Annotated in this window: 9 protein-coding genes; 4 read left to right on the top strand and 5 right to left on the bottom strand. The window is 45.2% G+C overall.

Annotated features, from left to right (window positions below; genetic code table 11):
• Positions 1-467: 467 nt before the first annotated feature.
• Together QUA45_RS20270 and QUA45_RS20275 are read left to right on the top strand one after the other, a co-directional pair.
• Positions 468-749, top strand: coding sequence for a peptidoglycan-binding domain-containing protein (locus QUA45_RS20270; RefSeq protein ID WP_333100436.1), 282 nt, complete (start codon positions 468-470; stop codon positions 747-749).
• A 220-nt stretch (positions 750-969) separates the two neighbouring features.
• Positions 970-1,242: a peptidoglycan-binding domain-containing protein gene (locus tag QUA45_RS20275; protein ID WP_333100438.1), complete on the top strand. Its 273-nt coding sequence runs from the start codon at positions 970-972 to the stop codon at positions 1,240-1,242.
• Positions 1,243-1,290: 48 nt separating this feature from the next.
• Here QUA45_RS20275 and QUA45_RS20280 read toward each other — a convergent pair whose 3' ends face one another.
• Positions 1,291-4,689: an ATP-binding protein gene (locus tag QUA45_RS20280; RefSeq protein ID WP_333221964.1), complete on the bottom strand. Its 3,399-nt coding sequence runs from the start codon at positions 4,687-4,689 to the stop codon at positions 1,291-1,293.
• A 974-nt stretch (positions 4,690-5,663) separates the two neighbouring features.
• Between QUA45_RS20280 and QUA45_RS20285 the strand changes: the two genes are divergently transcribed.
• Positions 5,664-5,963 carry a DUF7734 family protein gene (locus tag QUA45_RS20285; protein WP_333100442.1) on the top strand — a complete coding sequence of 100 codons (300 nt, stop codon included), beginning with the start codon at positions 5,664-5,666 and terminating at the stop codon, positions 5,961-5,963.
• A 91-nt stretch (positions 5,964-6,054) separates the two neighbouring features.
• On the opposite strand, the gene atpC is transcribed toward QUA45_RS20285, so the two are convergent.
• The 3 genes from atpC to QUA45_RS20300 form a co-directional block, all read right to left on the bottom strand.
• Positions 6,055-6,462, bottom strand: a complete 408-nt coding sequence (atpC, locus tag QUA45_RS20290) for an ATP synthase F1 subunit epsilon (RefSeq protein ID WP_006635885.1) — start codon at positions 6,460-6,462, stop codon at positions 6,055-6,057.
• 182 nt (positions 6,463-6,644) lie between these two features.
• A complete protein-coding gene (atpD, locus tag QUA45_RS20295) occupies positions 6,645-8,102 on the bottom strand; it encodes a F0F1 ATP synthase subunit beta (RefSeq protein ID WP_006635884.1) in 1,458 nt (485 codons plus the stop codon).
• Positions 8,103-8,234: 132 nt separating this feature from the next.
• Entirely contained in the window at positions 8,235-9,041 is an 807-nt protein-coding gene (locus QUA45_RS20300; protein ID WP_333100444.1) for a PEP-CTERM sorting domain-containing protein, read from the bottom strand.
• 908 nt (positions 9,042-9,949) lie between these two features.
• Between QUA45_RS20300 and QUA45_RS20305 the strand changes: the two genes are divergently transcribed.
• Positions 9,950-19,579 (top strand): CHAT domain-containing protein, encoded by a 9,630-nt coding sequence (locus tag QUA45_RS20305; protein ID WP_333221965.1) that lies wholly within the window; start codon positions 9,950-9,952, stop codon positions 19,577-19,579.
• 405 nt (positions 19,580-19,984) lie between these two features.
• Here the strand turns inward: QUA45_RS20305 and QUA45_RS20310 are convergent, their stop codons facing one another.
• Positions 19,985-20,401, bottom strand: coding sequence for a hypothetical protein (locus QUA45_RS20310; RefSeq protein ID WP_333100448.1), 417 nt, complete (start codon positions 20,399-20,401; stop codon positions 19,985-19,987).
• Positions 20,402-20,732 lie beyond the last annotated feature (331 nt).

The following is a 20,732-nucleotide window of genomic DNA, read 5'->3' on the forward strand; positions in this document are numbered from 1 at the left end:
GCTAATTTACAACTCTAAACGCCTACTTTCTTTGAATTAAGTTTAATTCTCTTGATCCTTTCCTTCAGGGCACTACCCCATCCCGACACCAACAGCCGTACAGGTAAGAAGGTATACGGAATTAAACAGCATAATGCAACACTATGTAAACAGCTTTAAGTCAGCCAGTAGAGAGCCTTTGGAGACTTTGCCCTCGTTTACATAGGGGCGTTTTTCGGCTCCGCCTTACTTATGGTCTGGGGCTGATGGCAAAGATGCTAAAAGTTGATAAAAAATCGAAAGTCGCTGCTGTTTACCTTTGACAATTATTTTATACAAAACGGATTTGATAGCTGCCTGTCACTCATCTGAGCTACCCCAGATAAGCGTCACTATAAAAAGTGACTGTTAAAGCACTTCCCCCCACAGCTACAACTGGGGAATAGCAAGTTCAAAGGACTTGCAAACCACTAATCCCCAATCAAACCATGCAAACCACAAATTCAATTTACGCTCAATTGCCTCTTTGCTATTCACTGCCCACACTGCAACGCAATAATAGCACCACTGCCAATCAAAACGTGCGCTATCTCCAACAATCCTTAGTTAAAAACGGATATCCCGTCGCAACTGATGGATTCTTTGGCCCAAAAACTGAACAAGCAGTCATCAAATTTCAAAAGGAAAATAAGATTGCTGTTGATGGCATTGTCGGCCCTCAAACTTGGAGTCTATTAGGCGCTTGTTATACAGGTGAACCGGGATGTTAAATCCAAGTTAACTAATCCTAGGTGCACGGGTAGCAAGAAACTGTTTTTTTTCACAGCAATACTTCCTTTACGCCCCCAGAAACGCTAAACAATCTGGTGGTTAAGCGAAGCCCAAACCTCGTTTAGGTCCGTCAAAAGTACATCCAGGACTATTAATTAACATCTTTTCCCGCTGCCCTGCTTTTAAACAACTTGCAAACAACCAATGGAGACTCAAACTATGCAAACCACAAACGCAATTCACATGGAATTACCTTCCTGCCGTTATTTTCCCCTACTGAAACGCAACGATGGCGTCACCCAAAATGAGGACGTTCGCTACCTTCAGCGACTCTTGAATGCTAGCGGATTTTCCGTAACTACTGATGGAGGATTCGGCGCGAAAACCGAACAAGCAGTCATCAATTTTCAAAAGCAACAAAAAATCGTTGCGGACGGCATTGTCGGCCCCAAAACTTGGAATAAATTAGGAGTTTGTACAACTATATTTTAAAGTTGGTGCAAGCATCTTTTAAAGAGATTAGGGCGTGCAGTGCGCGCCCTATTTCTCCGTCGAAGTTTCCACCCCGCACCACCCCTCCGGCGCTCCGTACATTCGATACTTGCGAGCTCGTTTGAAATACAGCATTGCTACCCGATCGTCTGGATTGATTTGTAAAATATTCTGAAATGCTTTTTGGGCGGCAACAAACTTTTGGTCGTAGTAAAAATTGAGAGCTTCTTGAAAAACCTCCGCCGTTTGCTGCTTAAGTACAATGCTCTGCTCTGTTTCTGTTTCGTAAATTTCAAACACCGACACAGCATTTGTCTTTCCTTTTACCGTTACTCGATCGACAAATCTGTACTTATATTTTTGTGGATCGTCTAGGCGATCGATAATTGCACCGCTAACTAGAATGCCCGCGCCGTAAACCTTAGTCAATCCTTCCAAACGAGACGCGAGATTCACCGCATCAGCAATCACCGTACTTTCCATCCGTTCTCGCTCGCCAATTGTACCCAACATCAAATTGCCGGCGTGTAAACCGACGCCGATCGCGATCGGAAACAAGCTATTTTTTTCTCGCTGCTGGTTGTAGATATTCACTTCTTTTTGCATATCAATTGCTGCTCGCACACCATCCTCTGGAGATGTAGGAAACAGTGCCATGACTGCATCACCAATGTATTTATCAATAAATCCGTTATTTTTCCTGATGGCAGGGCTAACTCTGCCTAAGTAAGTATTAATAAATGCAAAATTTTCAGGTGGTGTCATCTTTTCGGAAAGCGCCGTAAACGAACGAATATCAGCAAACAACACGGTCATCTCTCTTTCCTGATTCTCGCCTAATTTTACTTCAATAATACTCGGCTTTTCCAGCAAGTTTAGAAAATCGTGTGGCACAAACCTGCCGTAGGCTGCATTCAGTTTCGCTAGGCGAATTTGCGTGTTAATTCTCGCCAACAATTCCTTTTTTATAAAAGGTTTAGTTACATAATCATTGGCTTCTAAGTTAAAAGCTTCTACCAAGTCAGTAGTTTGATTTTTAGCCGTCAACATCAGAATCGGCATTTCTAAAGGCGAGTATTTTTTGCGAACTTCTCGACACACTTCATAGCCCGTCATCTGCGGCATCATTACGTCGAGTAAAATTAAGTCTGGCTTAAATCCTGATTCAACAATCAGATTTAAAGCTTCTAAGCCGTTGCTCGCTTGAGTTATCTCATAGTTTGCTAGAGAAAGACTGTTGATAATGACCTGAATATTAATGGGTTCATCATCGACCACCAAAACTTTGAGCTTTTCACTTTCTAGGAAGTCGCTATTGTCTGATAGCTGAGAATTTATTATAGAGGATTTGCCCGCGAATTCAGGAGTGATTAAAATGGGAGAACCCTCGGTTAAACGCGGCTGTATGCTACTAAAATCTGGCTGACTCTCAGATACGGGCAAAGTAAAGATGAATTGGGAACCGACGCCTACAGTTGAAGATACCCCTATTTGCCCTCCGTGCAATTCAACTAATTGCTTGGCAACCGTTAACCCTAAACCAGTGCCGCCATATTCTCTAGCAGTAGAACCGTCAGCTTGTTCAAAGGATTCAAAAATTCGGTCTAATTTATCTTCGGGGATGCCAATGCCCGTATCAGATACAGTAATGGCTAATTGGGAATTAGACGGTGATTGTGCGCTGCCCGTTACCAATTCTGCGGAAATTTCTATTCGACCACTTTCGGTAAATTTAATCGCATTGCCGATTAAGTTGTAAAGTATTTGCTGCAAGCGATTCTCGTCGGCTGCTATTGGCGGCAATTCAGGAGCAACTGAGTTAATCAATTGCAAGTTTTTTTTGCCTACTAATGGCTGAGACAGAGTAACAATTACAGAGACTATTTCTCGAAGACCGACGGACTTAATTTGCAGTTCTATAGTTTTGTGTTTGAGCTGAGAAAAATCTAAAAGATCGTTAATTAAAGAAGACAATCTTTTGCCCGAGGAGGAAATCAAAGCTAAGTTAAAATTTGTAGATTCTGGCAGTTGTCCGGTAGCACCGTCTATTAAAGATTCTGCAATCCCAATAATGCCGTTGAGGGGAGTGCGGAGTTCATGGGAAGTATTGGCTAAGAATTCGTCTTTCAGTTTGTCGAGTCGCTGCAATTCGGTATTTTTAGTTTCTAAGGCAGTAAATGATGCTTGCAATTGTGCTGCCATGCTGTTAAAAGCAGCGGCAAGTACGCCCAACTCGTCGGAACGATCGAGCTTTACAGTTTGGTCAAATTGTCCTTCAGACAAAGCTATTGCTGCATTTTTTAATTTTATAAGAGGTTGAATAATCCAGCGAGAAGTGAGAAGTCCTAACACACTTGCCATGCCCAAAGCTGCCAGACATAGCAACACTGTAGTTCGGTTGCCGGCCTGAATTTGTTCCATAAAGTCTGCTTCGGGAACGACAACGACAATCAGCAAATCTAAACCATTGTCGTCTTGGAAGGGCAGGACTTTTAAAAATTTCTGCTGGCCGTTTATCTCAACATTTATTTGCTGTGATTTTGTAATTTTGTGCAAGTTGTTAAAGTGATTTTCTAAATATTTAGCTGTAGTTTGCGTTACTGGGTCGCTGCTTTCTGTAACTTTAAATAGTTCTTTTTTACCGTTTTTGGTGCGGAAAGGTTTTTCGGGTGTGGAAGTTGCCAGCAGCGTGCCGTTTCTTTCGATAATAAAAGTTTGACCAGATTTGCCTATTTTAAGGCTGTTTAAAAATTGACCGATACTGTCGAGACGCAACGCAGCAATTAATACTCCTTCTAGCTGTTTCTGGCTGTTGTAAACTGGTTGCAGCGCGCTGAGGATCAATGTGGGTTCTAGGAAGGATATATAAACTGAACTCCAAGTTGGTTTAATTGCTAGAGCGGCATAGGCGTAGGAAGGGTGCTGTCGGATGTCGAAGTTTTTGACAGAGGCTGCTACTGTGGTGCGATCGCCCGTATCATTAGTATTGTAAGAATAAAAATCAAAATTTGTAGAAGGGCCCGATGCGTTAATCAATAAAGTGCCGTTCGACATCTTTTCGCCGGTGCGATATTCTCCATCTTGATTAGCGATCGACGTAAAATTGATATAGGGATATAATTGCACTTGCCGCCACAGATACTTTTCCCAAGCTGACAAGTCTTTCATGTTCACAAAACCCAGTTTCACTGCATCCAGCTTGCTTTGATTGATTTGGTGCGGAGTTTGCAGATAAGTTCTCAAATTTTGCTCGATGCGATTGCTCACCTCCCCCATCAACTGACCCGCAAGGTCATTTACTGCTCTTTGAGAGTTCCTAAATGATAAATACCCCACAATACCCACCGCTGCAAATACTTGCAAGACAAACGGAACTATGAGTACGGTTTGCAGCGTTGCTTTTCTTGAAAGTTTTGCCACTAAGTGCTTGAGAGAAAGAGTGGACATAACATTACTTTAGGTTGAAAAACCCAGTTAATACTTGGAGCGAAGGCTGAGCAGTGGTAAAAATTATAAACCATTTTGTACTTAAACACAACTTACCCAAGGAAGACCCGATCTAGTTTCTACAATCCTTAATCTTTTACCAAATTATTAAAAGTCAAAGCGAACCATACGGACACGGCAATACCTTGTCCTACTCTCCGCGCCGGACAAGGTATTGCCCTATCCCTACCGATGTTCACATACAATATATCTGTATCACTACTTTTCATCCAAAGCTTCTATTCCCGACCATCCTTCAGGCACTCCATACATTCCATTCTTTAGAGAGCGCTGGCAGTAAATTGCTGCTAACCTATCTTGAGGATTTCTTTCGCAAATCTTACTGAATAATTTTTGCGATTAAGGAAAATTTTGCTCGAAATAAAGCTCCAGACCTTTTTGAAATTCAGCAGCAGTTTCCTGTTTTAGTTCAATGCTTTGTTCTGTTTCTGCATCATAAATTTCAAATACCGACACGGCAGATTTTTTGCATTTTACTGTGACTCAAACGACAAATAGGCACATATATTTTTCTCGATCTCCCAAAGGCTATAAAATTGAGCAACTAACTAGAATTTTAGCCTAGTAAACAGTTATTTATTAGCTTTGAGTTGCCACTGACCAGAGCTAATTTCAAGCAAAAAACTAACATAAATAGCAGCCTGTATCCCCAGCCCAACGCTGTTTAATAAAAATTCAACGGGACAACGATCGATAATTGAAACCCAATCTTTCTGTGGCTCATAGAATATCCGACAAGTATGTTTTGCCGGATGAAAACATTGCAGATGTTTTTTACAGGATTTATATTATGTCCGCTTACTTCATGCTGTTAAAAAAGGTATTATTAAAAATAAAAAATTAGCTGTCTGTAGCTGAAATTAGGCGCAAAATTAAGCTATATTGTAGCAAATTTCAGGAAAGTGAGATTTGCTATGGCTGACTCTATTGCTCGCCGTTTGGAACAATACACGGTAAAACGATCGCACGAAGTTTTAATCATCAAGGCCCAAATTGACGGCGAATTCGATGAAATTGCTATTTTTAAAGGCTTTTCTAGTTCCCTGACGCGATCGACCGCTTTCGATCCAGACGTTCCTGTTTTGCCGGAGGAAGCAAAAATTGTCAGTGTCGATCGCGTGGAGAGCCCCTACAATCCAAATAACCCCCGCTATCTTCAGCAGGGGTTATCTTGGGAAACAATGCAATCTCTATTGTCCGAGGCGGGAGTTTAGCATAACATTAGGGACACAACGCGAGCAAAACAGTAGGGACACAACAATGTTGTGTCCCTACTACAAAAGCACTATGTCCTTACCCTGAGAGCTAGAGCGTGCCGCCGGCAGCTTGGAAACGAGCTCTCGCGCGTTTGATTGCTTGCTTAGCTTGAATTTGCTCTTGCAAAGTGCCGCTAGTAGCCTTTTCCAAACGAGCTTCTGCTTCGGTGTAAGCAGTACGAGCAGCTTCTTTATCAATGGTTTCGCCTTTTTCAGCGCCGTTGACAAGAATAGTAACTTTGTTTTCTTGGATTTCTGCAAAGCCGCCCATCAGAGCAATAGACACCCATTCCTTGCCGGGACGGACGCGCATCACTCCGGTATCCAAAGCTGTCAACATCGGAGCGTGACCGCTCAAGATACCCAATTGGCCTGTGGTGCTCGGCAGAATTACTTCTTCAGCATTAGAATCCCAAACAGTTTTGTCTGGGGCCACTACGCGCACAGTTAATGTCATAAATTGTCAGTTGTCGGTTGTCAGTTGTCAGTTGTCAGTTGCAGTTGTCAGTTGTCAGTTATCAGTTGTCAGTTGTCAGTTGTCAGTTGTCAGTTGTTACCAATAACCAATAACTAATAACAAATAACTAATAACTACTGACTCATGACTCATGACTACTGACTACTGACTCATGACTAAAATTACTTGGCGTCAGCTTTCATTTTTTCAGCTTTGGCGATCGCCTCGTTGATATCGCCCACCAAATAGAAAGCTTGTTCCGGTAATTCATCAAGTTCGCCAGCCAAAATCATCTGGAAGCCCTTAATGGTGTCTGCCAGCTTGACGTACTTGCCGGGGGAACCGGTGAACACTTCAGCCACAAAGAACGGTTGAGACAAGAAACGTTCAATTTTGCGAGCGCGAGAAACTGTCAAGCGGTCATCTTCCGACAGCTCGTCCAAGCCCAAAATCGCAATAATGTCTTGCAATTCCTTATAGCGTTGCAGAGTAGACTGCACCTGACGAGCAACACCATAGTGCTCTTCGCCGACAACGCTAACTTGCAACATCGTAGACGTAGAATCCAGCGGGTCAACCGCAGGATAAATCCCCTTCGCAGCCAAACCGCGAGACAACACAGTTGTAGCGTCCAAGTGAGCAAAAGTCGTAGCCGGTGCGGGGTCAGTCAAGTCATCCGCAGGTACGTACACAGCTTGAACCGAAGTAATGGAACCTTCGGTAGTCGAAGTAATCCGTTCTTGCAAGTCGCCCATGTCTGTACCGAGAGTCGGCTGATATCCCACAGCCGAAGGCATCCGACCCAACAGAGCCGATACCTCAGAACCCGCTTGCACAAACCGGAAGATATTGTCAATGAACAGCAGCACGTCTTGCTTGCTGACATCACGGAAGTATTCGGCCATCGCCAGAGCCGACAGGCCCACGCGCATCCGAGCACCAGGCGGCTCGTTCATTTGACCGTAAACCAGAGCAATTTTTGACTTGCTGCGGTCTTCTTCGTCAATAACCCCCGACTCGATCATTTCTTTGTAGAGGTCATTACCTTCGCGGGTGCGCTCGCCCACACCACCGAACACGGACACGCCACCGTGAGCCTTGGCGATGTTGTTGACGAGTTCCATCATAATCACGGTTTTGCCGACGCCTGCGCCGCCGAACAAACCGATTTTGCCACCGCGACGGTAGGGCGCGAGCAGGTCAATCACCTTGATCCCTGTTTCAAACACCGAAGGCTTGGTTTCCAGTTCGGTGAAAGCCGGCGGGTTGCGGTGGATGGGCATACTTTCGGAAGTATTGACCGGGCCGAGGTTGTCTACGGGTTGACCGATGACGTTAAAAATCCGGCCGAGAGTTGGGATTCCGACGGGAACTTGGATCGCTTCCCCGGTATCTACTACTTCCATGCCACGCACCAAGCCGTCGGTGGTACTCATGGAAACGGCGCGCACTTGGCTGTCTCCGAGCAGTTGTTGAACTTCGCAGGTAACGGCAACGTCTTGACCTGCTTCGTTTTTGCCGGAAATTGTGAGAGCGTTATAGATTTGGGGCAGTTTGCCGCCTGGGAATTTTACGTCTACAACTGGCCCGATGATTTGGGTGATGTAGCCTACGTTCGTTTTTTCTGCGGTGGATACCATGAATAGTGCCTTTGTTAGGATGCTATTTTTCCCGTTATGGAAAAAGTCTTAACATTTAGAAATGCTATTTCTCAGAGTACCACTGAACAGACGCACTATTTAGATTTGTATGGGGCTGGTTAATAGTCATCTTTATGGTTGCTGCCCTCGCTTTTTTTTCCTGCGAGCTGCAGCCAAAGCCCCGATCCCCACAATAGTCCCGAACACTGTCAGAGGTTCGGGGACAGGTTCGGAGACTAACTCAGCCGACACGGTGAAGTCTTTGAAGTCAAGCTCGGTTCCTGGTTTGGCATCGTCAAAGGAGAGTTGTGTGCCATTAGCCAGTTCGGCCATTGCGAGCGATGAAAATTGCTCTGGGCCTTTACCGCCGTTGACGTTTGCAAATGAGTCGCTGGAGTTGTAGTCGAGCATAAAGTCACCAAACACAGCAAGCTGACATCCCGCCACCAGACATTCCTCTCTTCGGAACTGGGTGCCGGCGGCCCACCATTGGGGGCTGTTCATGAAGGTACTCGAGGAGACGTATTGCTCGAAAGGCTTGCCGGTACCCGTGTCGCTCCACAGTAGCAGGGCATAAATTTGATCCTGCAAAAATGTGAAGGTTTGGGTGATGGAGCCGTTGTCCGAGGTGATTGCGTTGCCGAATGTTGCTTCCCAGTTGTTGGCAGAGCCGTTATCTGAGGGTTTAGTCTCGTAAAACAGCCGGGCGATGTTGGTGTAGCCATTGTTTCCTGACTCAGCTTGGGCCACCCACAAGCTTGACTGGTAAGGGCTGCGAGAGTTGTTAAATCTAAAGTCGATCTTTGTATCTCGATCGAACTGGATGCCGCCAGTGCCAAACATGAAAGCTCGGACGGGCGTGCAGATGCTGAGCAACATTGTGGTTGCCAAGCTGACGACTGTAAAAGATGTTTTTTTGACTAGCGTTAAGGTAGTCATAACCCTGATTCCTCCAGTATTGTTAGGTAGTAAGGCACAAAATGCACTAAATGCCATGTTCCCGTGACGCGAATCGACGATCGCGAGCCTGCTATATTTAGGACGATCGTCAAACCTAAAGAAGAGGCTCCACACCAGTGAATCTACATATAGATCTCACTTAAGGGTGTTTTGGAGTAAATGAGTGCTTCTTCTAAGAGTTTTCACTGACACCAGATTGACACAGTTTAATCTGTCAGAGCAAGATTTTCATCCTGCCTAGACTTCCAACCTACTACATTTACTTAGTTTCGGTAACGGTCTAAAGTTGAGTGCAAGACTTGCAAATATTGGCTTTTATCAAAAATACATAAAAATTTTACTCGACCTTTATAAAGTTTTGGTAAAGTTCATCCATAAAATATAAAGTTTTTGAGAGAAAGTCGGCTGTTGGGTTCGTTGTTCATGAAAGCGGGCTGCAAGCTGCTCTGCTGATGCAGAAGGAAGTGGCGGCGACCGCGAGTAGGAATTTGAGCGACTTTTTGACCACTCTAAGCAAGCTGTATAACAGGCGATCGGAACTTACGTAGTTTTGACTAAAATTCCAATTTTTTTAAACCCCTAACCCTCGCATTCCGCGCCATATTTTCCCCCACAGTCCCGGACGCATAAACCATGTTTTTTAAGATAATTCCGTGAGGGAAGCAGTGAAAGTGGAAACAATAAACCAAGTTTCATTTCCCGCGCCTGACTTGTAGTAAAAAAACTGTTTATACGTAAATTCTAGTAATTAAACACATACATTTCCTTGTCCCATCCTAATTATTCGGCAGCCCAAAATAGGTGGCTCCTATTGACATGAGTAATTTTTATGAGTAAAAATAAGATAAAGAAATACGATCGCACTTTAAGCAGAATCTTTAAACACAATGACAGCCAACAGACTGCATTTGCTCGGATGGTTATTCATTGTTAGCTGGCTGAGTGCAGCGGCGGGTTCGGCAAACGCGCAACCCATCGCCCCTGCACCAGACGGCACTAACACAGTTGTTACTCCCAACGGCAACCGCTACGACATTTCCGGGGGGGCATTCAGCGGAGATGGGGCTAATCTTTTTCACAGTTTTACTCAGTTTGGCCTCAGCGAGGCTCAAACTGCTAACTTTCTGACGAATCCCAATATTCAAAATATTTTGGGAAGGATTACTGGAGGTAATCCTTCTTTAATAAATGGCTTAATTCAAGTTACGGGTGGCAATTCTAATTTATTTTTGATGAATCCGGCAGGCATGATTTTCGGACCGAATGCCAGTCTGAACGTGCCGGGATCTTTTAATGCTACTACGGCGACAGGGATTGGTTTTGGAAACAATCAGTGGTTTAGTGCGATCGGCAATAACAATTGGGCAACTTTCATCGGGACGCCGAACAGTTTTGCGTTTACAAATTTGCAAGGTGGAAGCATTGTCAATACAGGCAATTTGGCGGTGACACCAGGTCAAAATCTAACTTTGATTGGCGGTACGGTTGTCAATAATGGTCAGCTAACTGCGCCTAGCGGCAATATTCTCATCAGCGCCGTACCAGGTAACAATTTGGTGCGAATTAGTCAAGCTGGAAATTTATTGAGCTTGGATATTCAGCCGACCGCTAACCAAGGTTCGTTGCCGAATAATTGGACGCAGCCCGTGTTATCTTTGCCGGAGTTGCTGACTGGACAAGGTGTGGCACAGGCGACGGGTTTGACGGTAAATCCTAATGGCGAAGTTGTGTTGACAGGGAATGCTTCTGTGCCGGTAAGTGCAGGAACTACGATCGCATCCGGCAGTATCAATGTCTCTGGCAACACTGGCGGTACTGTAAATATTTTAGGCGACCAAGTAGGAGTTATTGCAGGCAATATCGATGCTTCTGGGATTAACGGCGGCGGTAATGTACTGATTGGCGGAGATTATCAGGGTTTGGGGACTGTGCCCAATGCTTCGCGGACTTTTGTCAGCAGCGATTCGACGATTAATGCTGATGCTATTAGTAATGGGAATGGCGGGCGAGTAATAGTTTGGGCGGATGAAACTACTCGCTTTAATGGCAATATTACGGCGAGAGGTGGGTTGTTTTCTGGGAATGGCGGCTTTGTGGAAGTGTCGGGAAAGCAATCGCTGGATTTTCAAGGATTAGTTGATTTGCGATCGACCTTTGGGATTGCTGGCACTTTATTATTAGATCCTACTGATATCACTATTAGCGCAGGTGCGGATGCAGGCGGCACTTTAGCAGGGGGAGCATTTACGCCATCGGCTGGTACTTCTACAATTAATAATGGGACGCTGCAAATACAGCTAGGCTTGGGAAATGTGACTATTTCCACGGCGTCGGCTTCTCCGAACCAAGGCGATATTACAGTCAGCGCTCCGGTTTCATGGGCTAATAGTAATTCCCTAACTCTGAATGCTAACAATAATATTAATGTTAATACCAATATCACAACTCAGGGAGGCAATATTACTCTCAATGCTGATAGCGATAATCTAAATGGTGGTCGTCTCCAGATTCTTAGTTCGACGATCGATACAAACGGCGGCAATTTCCTGGGAAATGGTCAGGGGAATGCTGTGTTGGGGAATGGAATCGATATCCAGGGCAGCACAATTAATGCCGGAGGTGGAAAAATTGACCTGAATGGTAGTGCAGGAAATACGGCAAGCAACACGGGTATTTCTATTTTGGGTGCTACCACCACACTAAAAACTACTGGAAGCGGGAATATTACTCTCAATGGAACTAGCGGTAGCAGTCTGAATAGTTCAGGAGTAGTGTTGCGCGGGCCTACGATAAGTTCAGTGAACGGCGATATCACCTTGACTGGTAGCGGTAAGGGGATTGGACAAGGCATTTATCTGTTCTCCAGTGGTGTGGTGGAATCAACGGGAACAGGTAGTATTACCATGACTGGAACTGGCGGAAATGGGACTAATGGCAATATAGGGATATTTATAGATGGGGCCAGCACAGTTCGATCGCTCAATGGAAATATTAGCCTCAAAGGAACTGGAAGCGGAACTGGAAGCGACAACAGCGGAATTAATATTAATGCTACCAGCACAGTGCGATCGACCGGGACAGGGAATATTACTCTCAATGGTACTGGCGGGAACGGGACATTTAATAATCAAGGGATATCTATTAGTACCAGCACAGTGGAATCGACGGGGACAGGAAGTATTACTTTCAACGGTATTGGCGGAAACGGGACATTTAATAATCGAGGGATATCTATTGACGGCAGTACAGTAGGGGCTGGGGGAAATATAAACCTGACTGGTAAGGGTGCTGGGACTTTAACCAACAACACTGGCGTTAGAATAGTCAACTCTACAGTGGATTCAACGGTGGGGAATGGGACTGTCACCATCACCGGGATGGGAGGAAATGGGACGGATGGCAATCAAGGGATAACTATTGATAATCCCAGCACGGTAAAATCGCAGAATGGAGATATCACCCTGACTGGAACAGGTAAGGGGAGTGCGGGCAACAACACTGGTATTGTGGTGCAAGGGGTAGTGGACTCCACAGGCACCGGGAATCTGACTCTGACTGGTTTTGGCAGTAATGGGACTGATGGCAATCAAGGGATATTAGTTGGGTCCGGCGCTGTGAGAGCGTCTTCTGGAAATGTCAGTCTGACTGGTACTGGTGGCGGGACTGGGTTTACTAACGAGGGTATATATGTAGATAGTGGTGCTACAATCCAAACCGCAGGCTTGGGAAAGGTGACGTTGAAGGGTACGGGCAGTGCAGGGACGGCGATTAATTCCGGGATCTGGCTCAACTCAGGCGCGGTACGATCGCAGAATGGAGATATTGCTTTAATTGGTATCGGTCTAGGGACCTCAACTAGCAACGACGGCATTCACTTCCCCCTGGCCCCACTGGTAACGGTGCAAGCTACGGGAACGGGTAATATTAGCTTTACGGGAAAGGCTAACAACAATTCCATTCCTATTAACCTCCTCGGCGGTGTGATTGATGCGGCTTTGGGTGGCAATGTCACTTTGACGGGCGATGAAATTCAACTGTTAGGGCCTACTCAAGTCAATGGCAATGGCACGGGCATTATTACTTTGCAGCCACTGACACCAAGCTTAGGTATTCTGATAGGCGGTACTCAGAACACACCTGACGTTCCTCCTTTGAATCTAATCCAAACGGAACTCGATACGTTAAAAGGGTTTTCCCTGGTGATTGGGGATGGGACGGGGGCGATCGCAATTGACCCGGCTGGTGTTACTTTTAATTACCCCATCACAATGCAAGCTGGGACAATTGCAGTCGATGGAAACATTACAGGTGCAAAGAACGCTTCAATTACTTTTAAGGCTCCAACGACTAACTTAAATGCAAATATTCTTACCAACGAACAGAATATTACCTTTGGTGGCCAAGTCTCTCTCGGTACGGGTTCTAATGTCACTCTCAATACTGGGCTAACAAATGCAGGCGACATTAATTTTGGGGGAACGGTTGACGGCGATGGCAACCTAGTTTTGACTGCGGGAACCGGCGTTATTAATGTCAACGGGCCTATTGGATATCCAATACCTTTACGTTCCCTGACAACAATCAATTCTTTCGATGTTAAGAGTCCGATCGATTTTTCGATTAAAACTACAGGCAATATTACCGTTGGTAGTATGAGAAATCCCGGACGGGCGATCGCCCTTACCAGCACTAATGGCGATATTGATACGACGGCAGGGGCAATTGATACCACATCCAGTACCGGAAATGGAGGCTTAATTACACTCAGTGCCAACAATATTAACGCTAGTAATCTTAACTCCAGTTCCACTGCTGGCAATGGCGGAAACATCACACTCACTGGCAAAACAGGCAACATTTTTGCATACTCAGGAGTAGTTAATTCTAGTTCTAGTTCCGGTGTCGGCGGAGATATTGCGATCGCAACTCCCAATGAAGTTGGAATAAATAGCATTGATGCTAATGGATTGCCCGGTACTGGAAATATTAGCATTAGTGGCAATGAGATTGGCTTTTCGGGAGCAGGTTCCGCACAGGGGAAAGGAAGTTTTTCTGTTCAGCCATTTTCGCCGAATGTCGGAATTCGCTTCCAGGCTGGACTTCCTTTCGATCCGCAGGCGATCGATATAGGAGCACCTTTTTTATCCTCATTGCGTAATGGCTTTAGTGCCATTGTTTTCGGAGGGAACACTACTACAGGCAATATCACTGTAGAGAATTTGCCAGTATCTTTTGCAGATCCTGTGACTTTCAATACTCAAGGCACTATTTTTGTCAAGTCAAATCAATCAATTTCGGGAACTGATAATGCTTCAATCACTCTGAATGCTACAACTAATAACTTAAGTGGCGATATTACAACCCTATCTCAAGATATCACAATTAACGGCAATGCCATAGTTGAAAATCAAGTTTTAGTGGGAACGGGCAAGTTTGCAGGTGGCAATATTCTGTTGAATAATAATATTAACGGTAGCAGCAATCTTACGTTAGAAACAGGCACTGGAAATATTGCTGTTCAAGGTGCTGTAGGCAACACCACACCATTAGGAAATCTCACTGTCAACAGTGCTGGTACAGCTACATTTAATGCTGTCACTTCTACCAGTTTTACCACTAATGCTGGCGGCAAAACTGAACTCAATGGCAATGTGACAACCACCGGCCCTCAAATCTACGGAGATGCAGTTACAATTGCCAACAATCCGATTCTCGCAGGCAGCGACATTAATTTCAATAATACTGTAGACGGCACCAGCGATTTGACGGCGAAAGCGGTTAGCGGTAATCTGACATTCAATGGTGCAGTTGGTACTGCAAGTGCGATCGGCAATTTAACGGCTAACTCTACAGGAACAACCGCATTTAATCAAACAGTCAATGCCGCGAGTTTGACTACAGATGCTGGCGGCACAACTCAAGTCAAGGGAAATGTCACTACAATCAGCAGTCAAACCTACGGAGATGCAGTTACAATTGCCAACAATCCGATTATTTCAGGTGACAGCATTACTTTCAATAATACTGTTGATGGTACCAGCGATTTGACGGCGAAGGCGGTTAGCGGTAATCTGACATTCAATGGTGCAGTTGGTGCTGCAAGTGCGATCGGCAATTTAATAGCTAACTCTACAGGAACAACCGCATTTAATCAAACAGTCAATACCGCGAGTTTGACTGCAGATGCTGGCGGCACAACTCAAGTCAAGGGAAATGTCACTACAATCGGCAGTCAAACCTACGAAGATGCAGTTACAATTGCCAACAATCCGATTCTTTCAGGTGACAGCATTACTTTCAATAATACTGTTGATGGTACCAGCGATTTGACGGTGAAGGCTGCTAGCGGTAATCTTACCTTCAAAAGTGCGATCGGCGAAATAACTCCTCTCACTAATTTAACTGCCAACAGCAATATATCTTTAGGTGGCAATGTCACTACAACCGGCAGTCAAACTTATGCAGATGCTGTCACTGTTGCCAAAAACTCGATTCTTTCAGGCAGCGACATTACTTTCAACAATACAGTTGACGTAGCTGGCAATCTGGGTATTGCGGCTGATAATGTCAATCTAAAAGGAAGTGTAACAACCACCAATGACGGCACGCTCACAATCACCAATAAGGTAAATCTCAATATTGAGAATAACCTGAATTTAGACGGTGCATTTATTCAAAATGGCGGTGGAACTGTTGCGGTTAGCGGAAATATCGCCACAACTAATGATAACATTAGTTTTAGCGGTCCGGTGACATTAAAATCTCCTGTAAATTTTACACTCGGAGATGCAACTATTGCTTTCGGTTCTAGTTTATCGGCAGGTAGTAACCCGCTGACGTTAACGGCAAGTGAAATTGATTTTTCTGGGAATGTTTCTGGTACTGGCGCGCTAACGCTGCAACCCGCAACAGCCGGACAAAATATTGTTGTTGGCGGAATTGATAACAATACTAGCGCTTTAGATTTGACTGCATCGGAACTTAATTTGATTCAAAATGGATTTAGCTCGATCGCCATCGGGCGATCGGATAGCAGCGCCAATATTAGTATTCCCTATAATCTCACATTTTTAGACCCAGTAAATATTCAAACGGGAACTGGTACGATCGCACTTGATGGAACTATCACCGGACTTGACAACAGCAGTGTTGCTCTCCAAGGTTCAAGCATTAATTTGAACTATGGCATCAATACAACTAACAATATAGATTTGACGGGCAACGTTCAACTAGGAAACCAGGTCGATCTCAAAAGCAGCGTTGGTAGTATTAATATAAAAGGTGCGATCGACGGCAATCATCTGTTGGGCTTAGATGCCGCGAATGGTAATGTGCTGCTGCAAGGAAATATCGGTGAAACAATGCCATTATCTATTTTTAATGTTACTGCATCGAATGCAGAATTCATGGGTAATGTTAAAAGCAATTCTGGTTTTAACATTACAGCTTTAAATACTAAATTAGGCGGAAATGTTACGACGAATAACGGCAACATTAATATTAGCAATGCTTTGGTTTTGACAAAGGATGCGGTATTTAGTACCGCAGGGGGAAATATTGCTTTGGGGGCGATCGACAGTGACAGCATTAATGCCCGCAACTTAACTCTAGCCTCCGGTAGCGGCAGCATCACTTTCAACGGTGCGGTGGGCGCCACCAGCAAGTTAGGAAATCTTGCGATCGACAATGCTGGCAATGTGACAGGAAACTCGACAATTAACGCGCAACAATTGACAGCACCCAACACGGAAAAAGTCAACTTATCGGGAGATGTCACCGCCACCAAAGTCGATCTTACTGCCAAGGGCGATATAAGTGTTAAAAATATTACTACTAATGGCGGAGAAATTCTCTTTACAAGCGGTAACAATTTCACCGCAGGCAATTTGAATACATCGGGCAACAGTGGCGGAAACATAACGGTTAAGGCGATAAGTTCAATTACGGCCGCACAAATTAACTCTAGCGGTATAGTCGGAAATGCCGGCAATGTGTTCTTAGATCCGATCGGCGATATTCAAGTAGAGTTTATCAATGCCCAAGGCGGTAGTGGCGGCACCGGTGGCGATGTCACAGCAATAACAGGCAATTTTTTCCGCGCTACGGGTGCTTTTTCCACACCACTTTCGCCGACGGGATTTGCTAGCATTTCTACTGCTGGCGGCACAGGTGGCGGAAATATCGCAATTACACACGCTGGGGGAGATGGAGGGACGCCGATTCAACCGTTTGTGGTGGGGGATGCTGCTAGCAACGGTACGGCGGGTGCAATTACAACGGGACAATCTACCATTACATCGCAGTCGTTTCCGCGTTCTAGTAGTGTTGGTAATATTGCATTTTCGACTGATGATGCGATCGACCCGACGCCAACCGTTCCGCCAACAATTCCGCCAACCGTTCCGCCAACCGTTCCACAAACAATTCCGCCGACAATTCCGCCGACAATTCCGCCAACCGTTCCACAAACAATTCCGCCGACAACGGAAACCGTTCCGCCAACAATTCCGCCAACCGTTCCGCCAACAATTCCGCCAACCGTTCCACAAACCGTTCCGCCAAAAATTCCGCCAACAATTCCGCCAACAATTCCGCCAACAATTCCGCCGACAATTCCCCTGACAACGGAAACAGTTCCGCCGACAATTCCGCAAACCGTTCCACAAACAATTCCTCCGACAATTCCGCTGACAACGGAAACCGTTCCGCCAACAATTCCGCCCACAATTCCCCTGACAACGGAAACCGTTCCACAAACAATTCCGCCCACAATTCCCCTGACAACTGGAACAAATCAGCAGGTAACGGAAGCAATTCAGCAGGAAAATCAGCAACTAACGGTCATCAATCAGCCGAGAATTCAGCAGGAAAATCAGCAGGTAACGGTCATCAATCAGCCAAGAATTCAGCAAGAAAATCAGCAAACGGTCATCAATCAGCCGAGAATCCAGCAGGAAAATCAGCAGGTAACGTCAGCCCTAGAATCTGTACAAGAGTTCTTAAACTCGATCGCACCCGTCCCCACACCAGCAACACCAGCATCGCCCGCAGCCACAGCAAAACCGGCACGGCAACCATCAACCCTAGATGCAGGAGACTTGCAACGCCGTGGCAAAAATTCATCGCTAGACAAGCCCGGTAGTGTAGCCGATCGAGTTTTAACCATCGATCAAAGTATCACCAGTCAATTACCCGGCGACATCGTACCATCTCCACCAGAATCAAAACAACCACCTACAGTCAACCCTACTTCTAATTTAGTTCTGGGATATCTTCCGTCTCCCGATCGACTTTTTGAAGTCAACGACATACAGAATATAGTCTGGGGAATTGAAGAAATGAGGAATCAAGAATTTGGAGAATACTTGGGGGTAAAACCCAACCTTCCAGATGAAAATGTCTTGATTTCGACCTTTCAACAAACTTTAAAAAATATCGAACGGCAAATCGGCAAGCGGTCTGGTATTATCTACATAGTGTCGCGAGAAGATCGACTGGAACTAATTTTAGTTCCTCCCGTCGGGCGACCGATTCACTACAGCGTTCCAGAAGCCAATAGAGCAGCTTTATTCCCCACCGTCCAGGAGTTTCGCAATGAAATCACGAATCCCGCAAAACGCACTACTACCACTTATCTAGCCACCGCCCAGCAATTATATAAATGGGCGATCGCACCCCTAGAAACAGACTTACAAAACTTAGGAATTCAGACTTTGTTACTATCAGTCGATCCGGGGTTGCGAAGCCTGCCCTTTGCCGCTTTGCACGACGGTAAAGGCTTCTTGATTGAAAAATACAATTTTAGCCTAATTCCGAGTTTTAGTTCGACTAATACCGATTATAGAGCAGTTAGAGACGCCACAGTGCTACCAATGGGACGGTCTGAATTTGTCGATCAAAACCCCTTGCCCAGTGTGCCGATCGAATTGCAGGCGATTTCGGCTCAGTGGCAGAGCCCATCTTTCCTCAATTCCACTTTCACTTTAGATAATCTCAACTCGGCACACGCCAAGGGAGGATTTCGGATCGTTCACCTAGCAACTCACGCTGAATTCAAACCGGGAAAACCAAGCAATTCCTACATTCAACTATGGAATTCCAAATTGCAGATCGATCGCATGGAGAGTTTGAATTGGCGCAATCCGCAGGTAGACTTGTTAGTATTGAGTGCTTGTAGAACTGCTTTGGGCGATCGGGAAGCCGAGTTAGGTTTTGGAGGTTTAGCAGTCAAATCCGGCGCAAAATCTGCTTTAGGGAGTTTGTGGTATGTTGACGATGGAGGCACTTTGGGGCTGATGAGCGAATTTTACCACCAGTTGCGAGGAGCCACAACTAAGGCAGAAACTCTGCAACTTGCTCAACAGGCGATGATTGCTCGTAAAGTTCGGCTCGCAAACGGGCAGTTAGTTACAACAGCGGGCAACTTGAATTTACCGACTAACCTACAACAAGAAAACCAAGATTTTTCTCATCCTTACTACTGGAGCAGTTTCACTCTAATCGGAAGTCCTTGGTAAGCTGCCATTTTTATTTTTGACTCTCCGCTTCTTAGGGACGAAAGTTTCTACAGTAGGGGCAATGCCCGCTTGAGGCGGTTGCGGAGGTTCCCCCCTGAATATCCCCAATTTCAACCGCCGATCGATCCAGGGGGTTTGCAACTCTATTTCTGTTTTATCACCACCAAAGTAGTATCATCAAAAACCTTCGGATCGCCAATATACTGCCGCACATCATCTATCACAGATTACCTAATGGCAATAGCAGGTAAGTCTACTTACCTGCTAATTTACAACAAGAAAAACAAGAGTTTTCCGCTCTTTATTGCTGGACTATTTTCACGGTGAGAGTTTTTTTGTAACTCCCATATTTTAAGTAGCAAATCTGTTCCTTCAACAATCATCTCTAAGCTGCAGATGCTCTATCTAGGATCTAGGGCTGTTTTGTCTCGGATTTGGTGCTGCAGTTCCGTAATTGACTCGACAGCCGATATTGAACAAACTCGAACTGCACTCAAGAGGGACAATCTGCTGGTCGAGGAGGGCGCTGCAACTGACATACTCGTCGTTATTAGTATCTCTTACCATACATTCGATTGGGTTAGCTCCCGATCGCGCCGACCAACTCTTCATACCTACGACTGCAATCATATGCTGCCAGTAGAATGCAAATAACGACACTGCAAACAGTACAGCAACTCCTAATCCTACTTTCAATTTCCAACTATTTAGGACATTTCCCAAACTATTTTTCACGTTTTCCACCCCAGAAATTGAGCTTTCGGTAGTTATTTCTGGAGTTGTCAAGTTTGTTTGTGTTTGTTCTGCTGGAATTTCAGACATAATGTATCTCCTATGATTGCTGGGATTTGGCTAAGCTGGCAATTGCCATCGCTATTGCAAACTTTATCAAATTTTAGCAAAACTAGCCTGTACCGACAACCGATTCGGACAGCACCGCCGGGGAAGTATGTATATTCAGCAAGTGCGACCGCGATTTCTATGCCTTTTGAGGTATTGCCCAATTCGCGATCGGCTATTTTACACCGAGGGTAATAGAATTGTTGGGGATTTTCTTTGAAAACGACCCAAGTGAATCAGCTTTTTTTGCGAACCGCAGAGGCCGCAGAGGGCGCAGAGAAAGAGCAAAGAGAGATATATTGACTTTCACCAA

The organism is Microcoleus sp. Pol12A5, assembly GCF_036701435.1.
GTDB lineage: Bacteria > Cyanobacteriota > Cyanobacteriia > Cyanobacteriales > Microcoleaceae > Microcoleus.

What these genes read in the sequence shown, in the direction of transcription:
- QUA45_RS20270 (WP_333100436.1), top strand. Translation starts at nt 468, where the DNA reads ATGCAAACCACAAATTCAATTTACGCTCAATTGCCTCTTTGCTATTCA.
- QUA45_RS20275 (WP_333100438.1), top strand. Translation starts at nt 970, where the DNA reads ATGCAAACCACAAACGCAATTCACATGGAATTACCTTCCTGCCGTTAT.
- QUA45_RS20280 (WP_333221964.1), bottom strand. Translation starts at nt 4,689, where the DNA reads ATGTCCACTCTTTCTCTCAAGCACTTAGTGGCAAAACTTTCAAGAAAA.
- QUA45_RS20285 (WP_333100442.1), top strand. Translation starts at nt 5,664, where the DNA reads ATGGCTGACTCTATTGCTCGCCGTTTGGAACAATACACGGTAAAACGA.
- atpC (WP_006635885.1), bottom strand. Translation starts at nt 6,462, where the DNA reads ATGACATTAACTGTGCGCGTAGTGGCCCCAGACAAAACTGTTTGGGAT.
- atpD (WP_006635884.1), bottom strand. Translation starts at nt 8,102, where the DNA reads ATGGTATCCACCGCAGAAAAAACGAACGTAGGCTACATCACCCAAATC.
- QUA45_RS20300 (WP_333100444.1), bottom strand. Translation starts at nt 9,041, where the DNA reads ATGACTACCTTAACGCTAGTCAAAAAAACATCTTTTACAGTCGTCAGC.
- QUA45_RS20305 (WP_333221965.1), top strand. Translation starts at nt 9,950, where the DNA reads ATGACAGCCAACAGACTGCATTTGCTCGGATGGTTATTCATTGTTAGC.
- QUA45_RS20310 (WP_333100448.1), bottom strand. Translation starts at nt 20,401, where the DNA reads ATGTCTGAAATTCCAGCAGAACAAACACAAACAAACTTGACAACTCCA.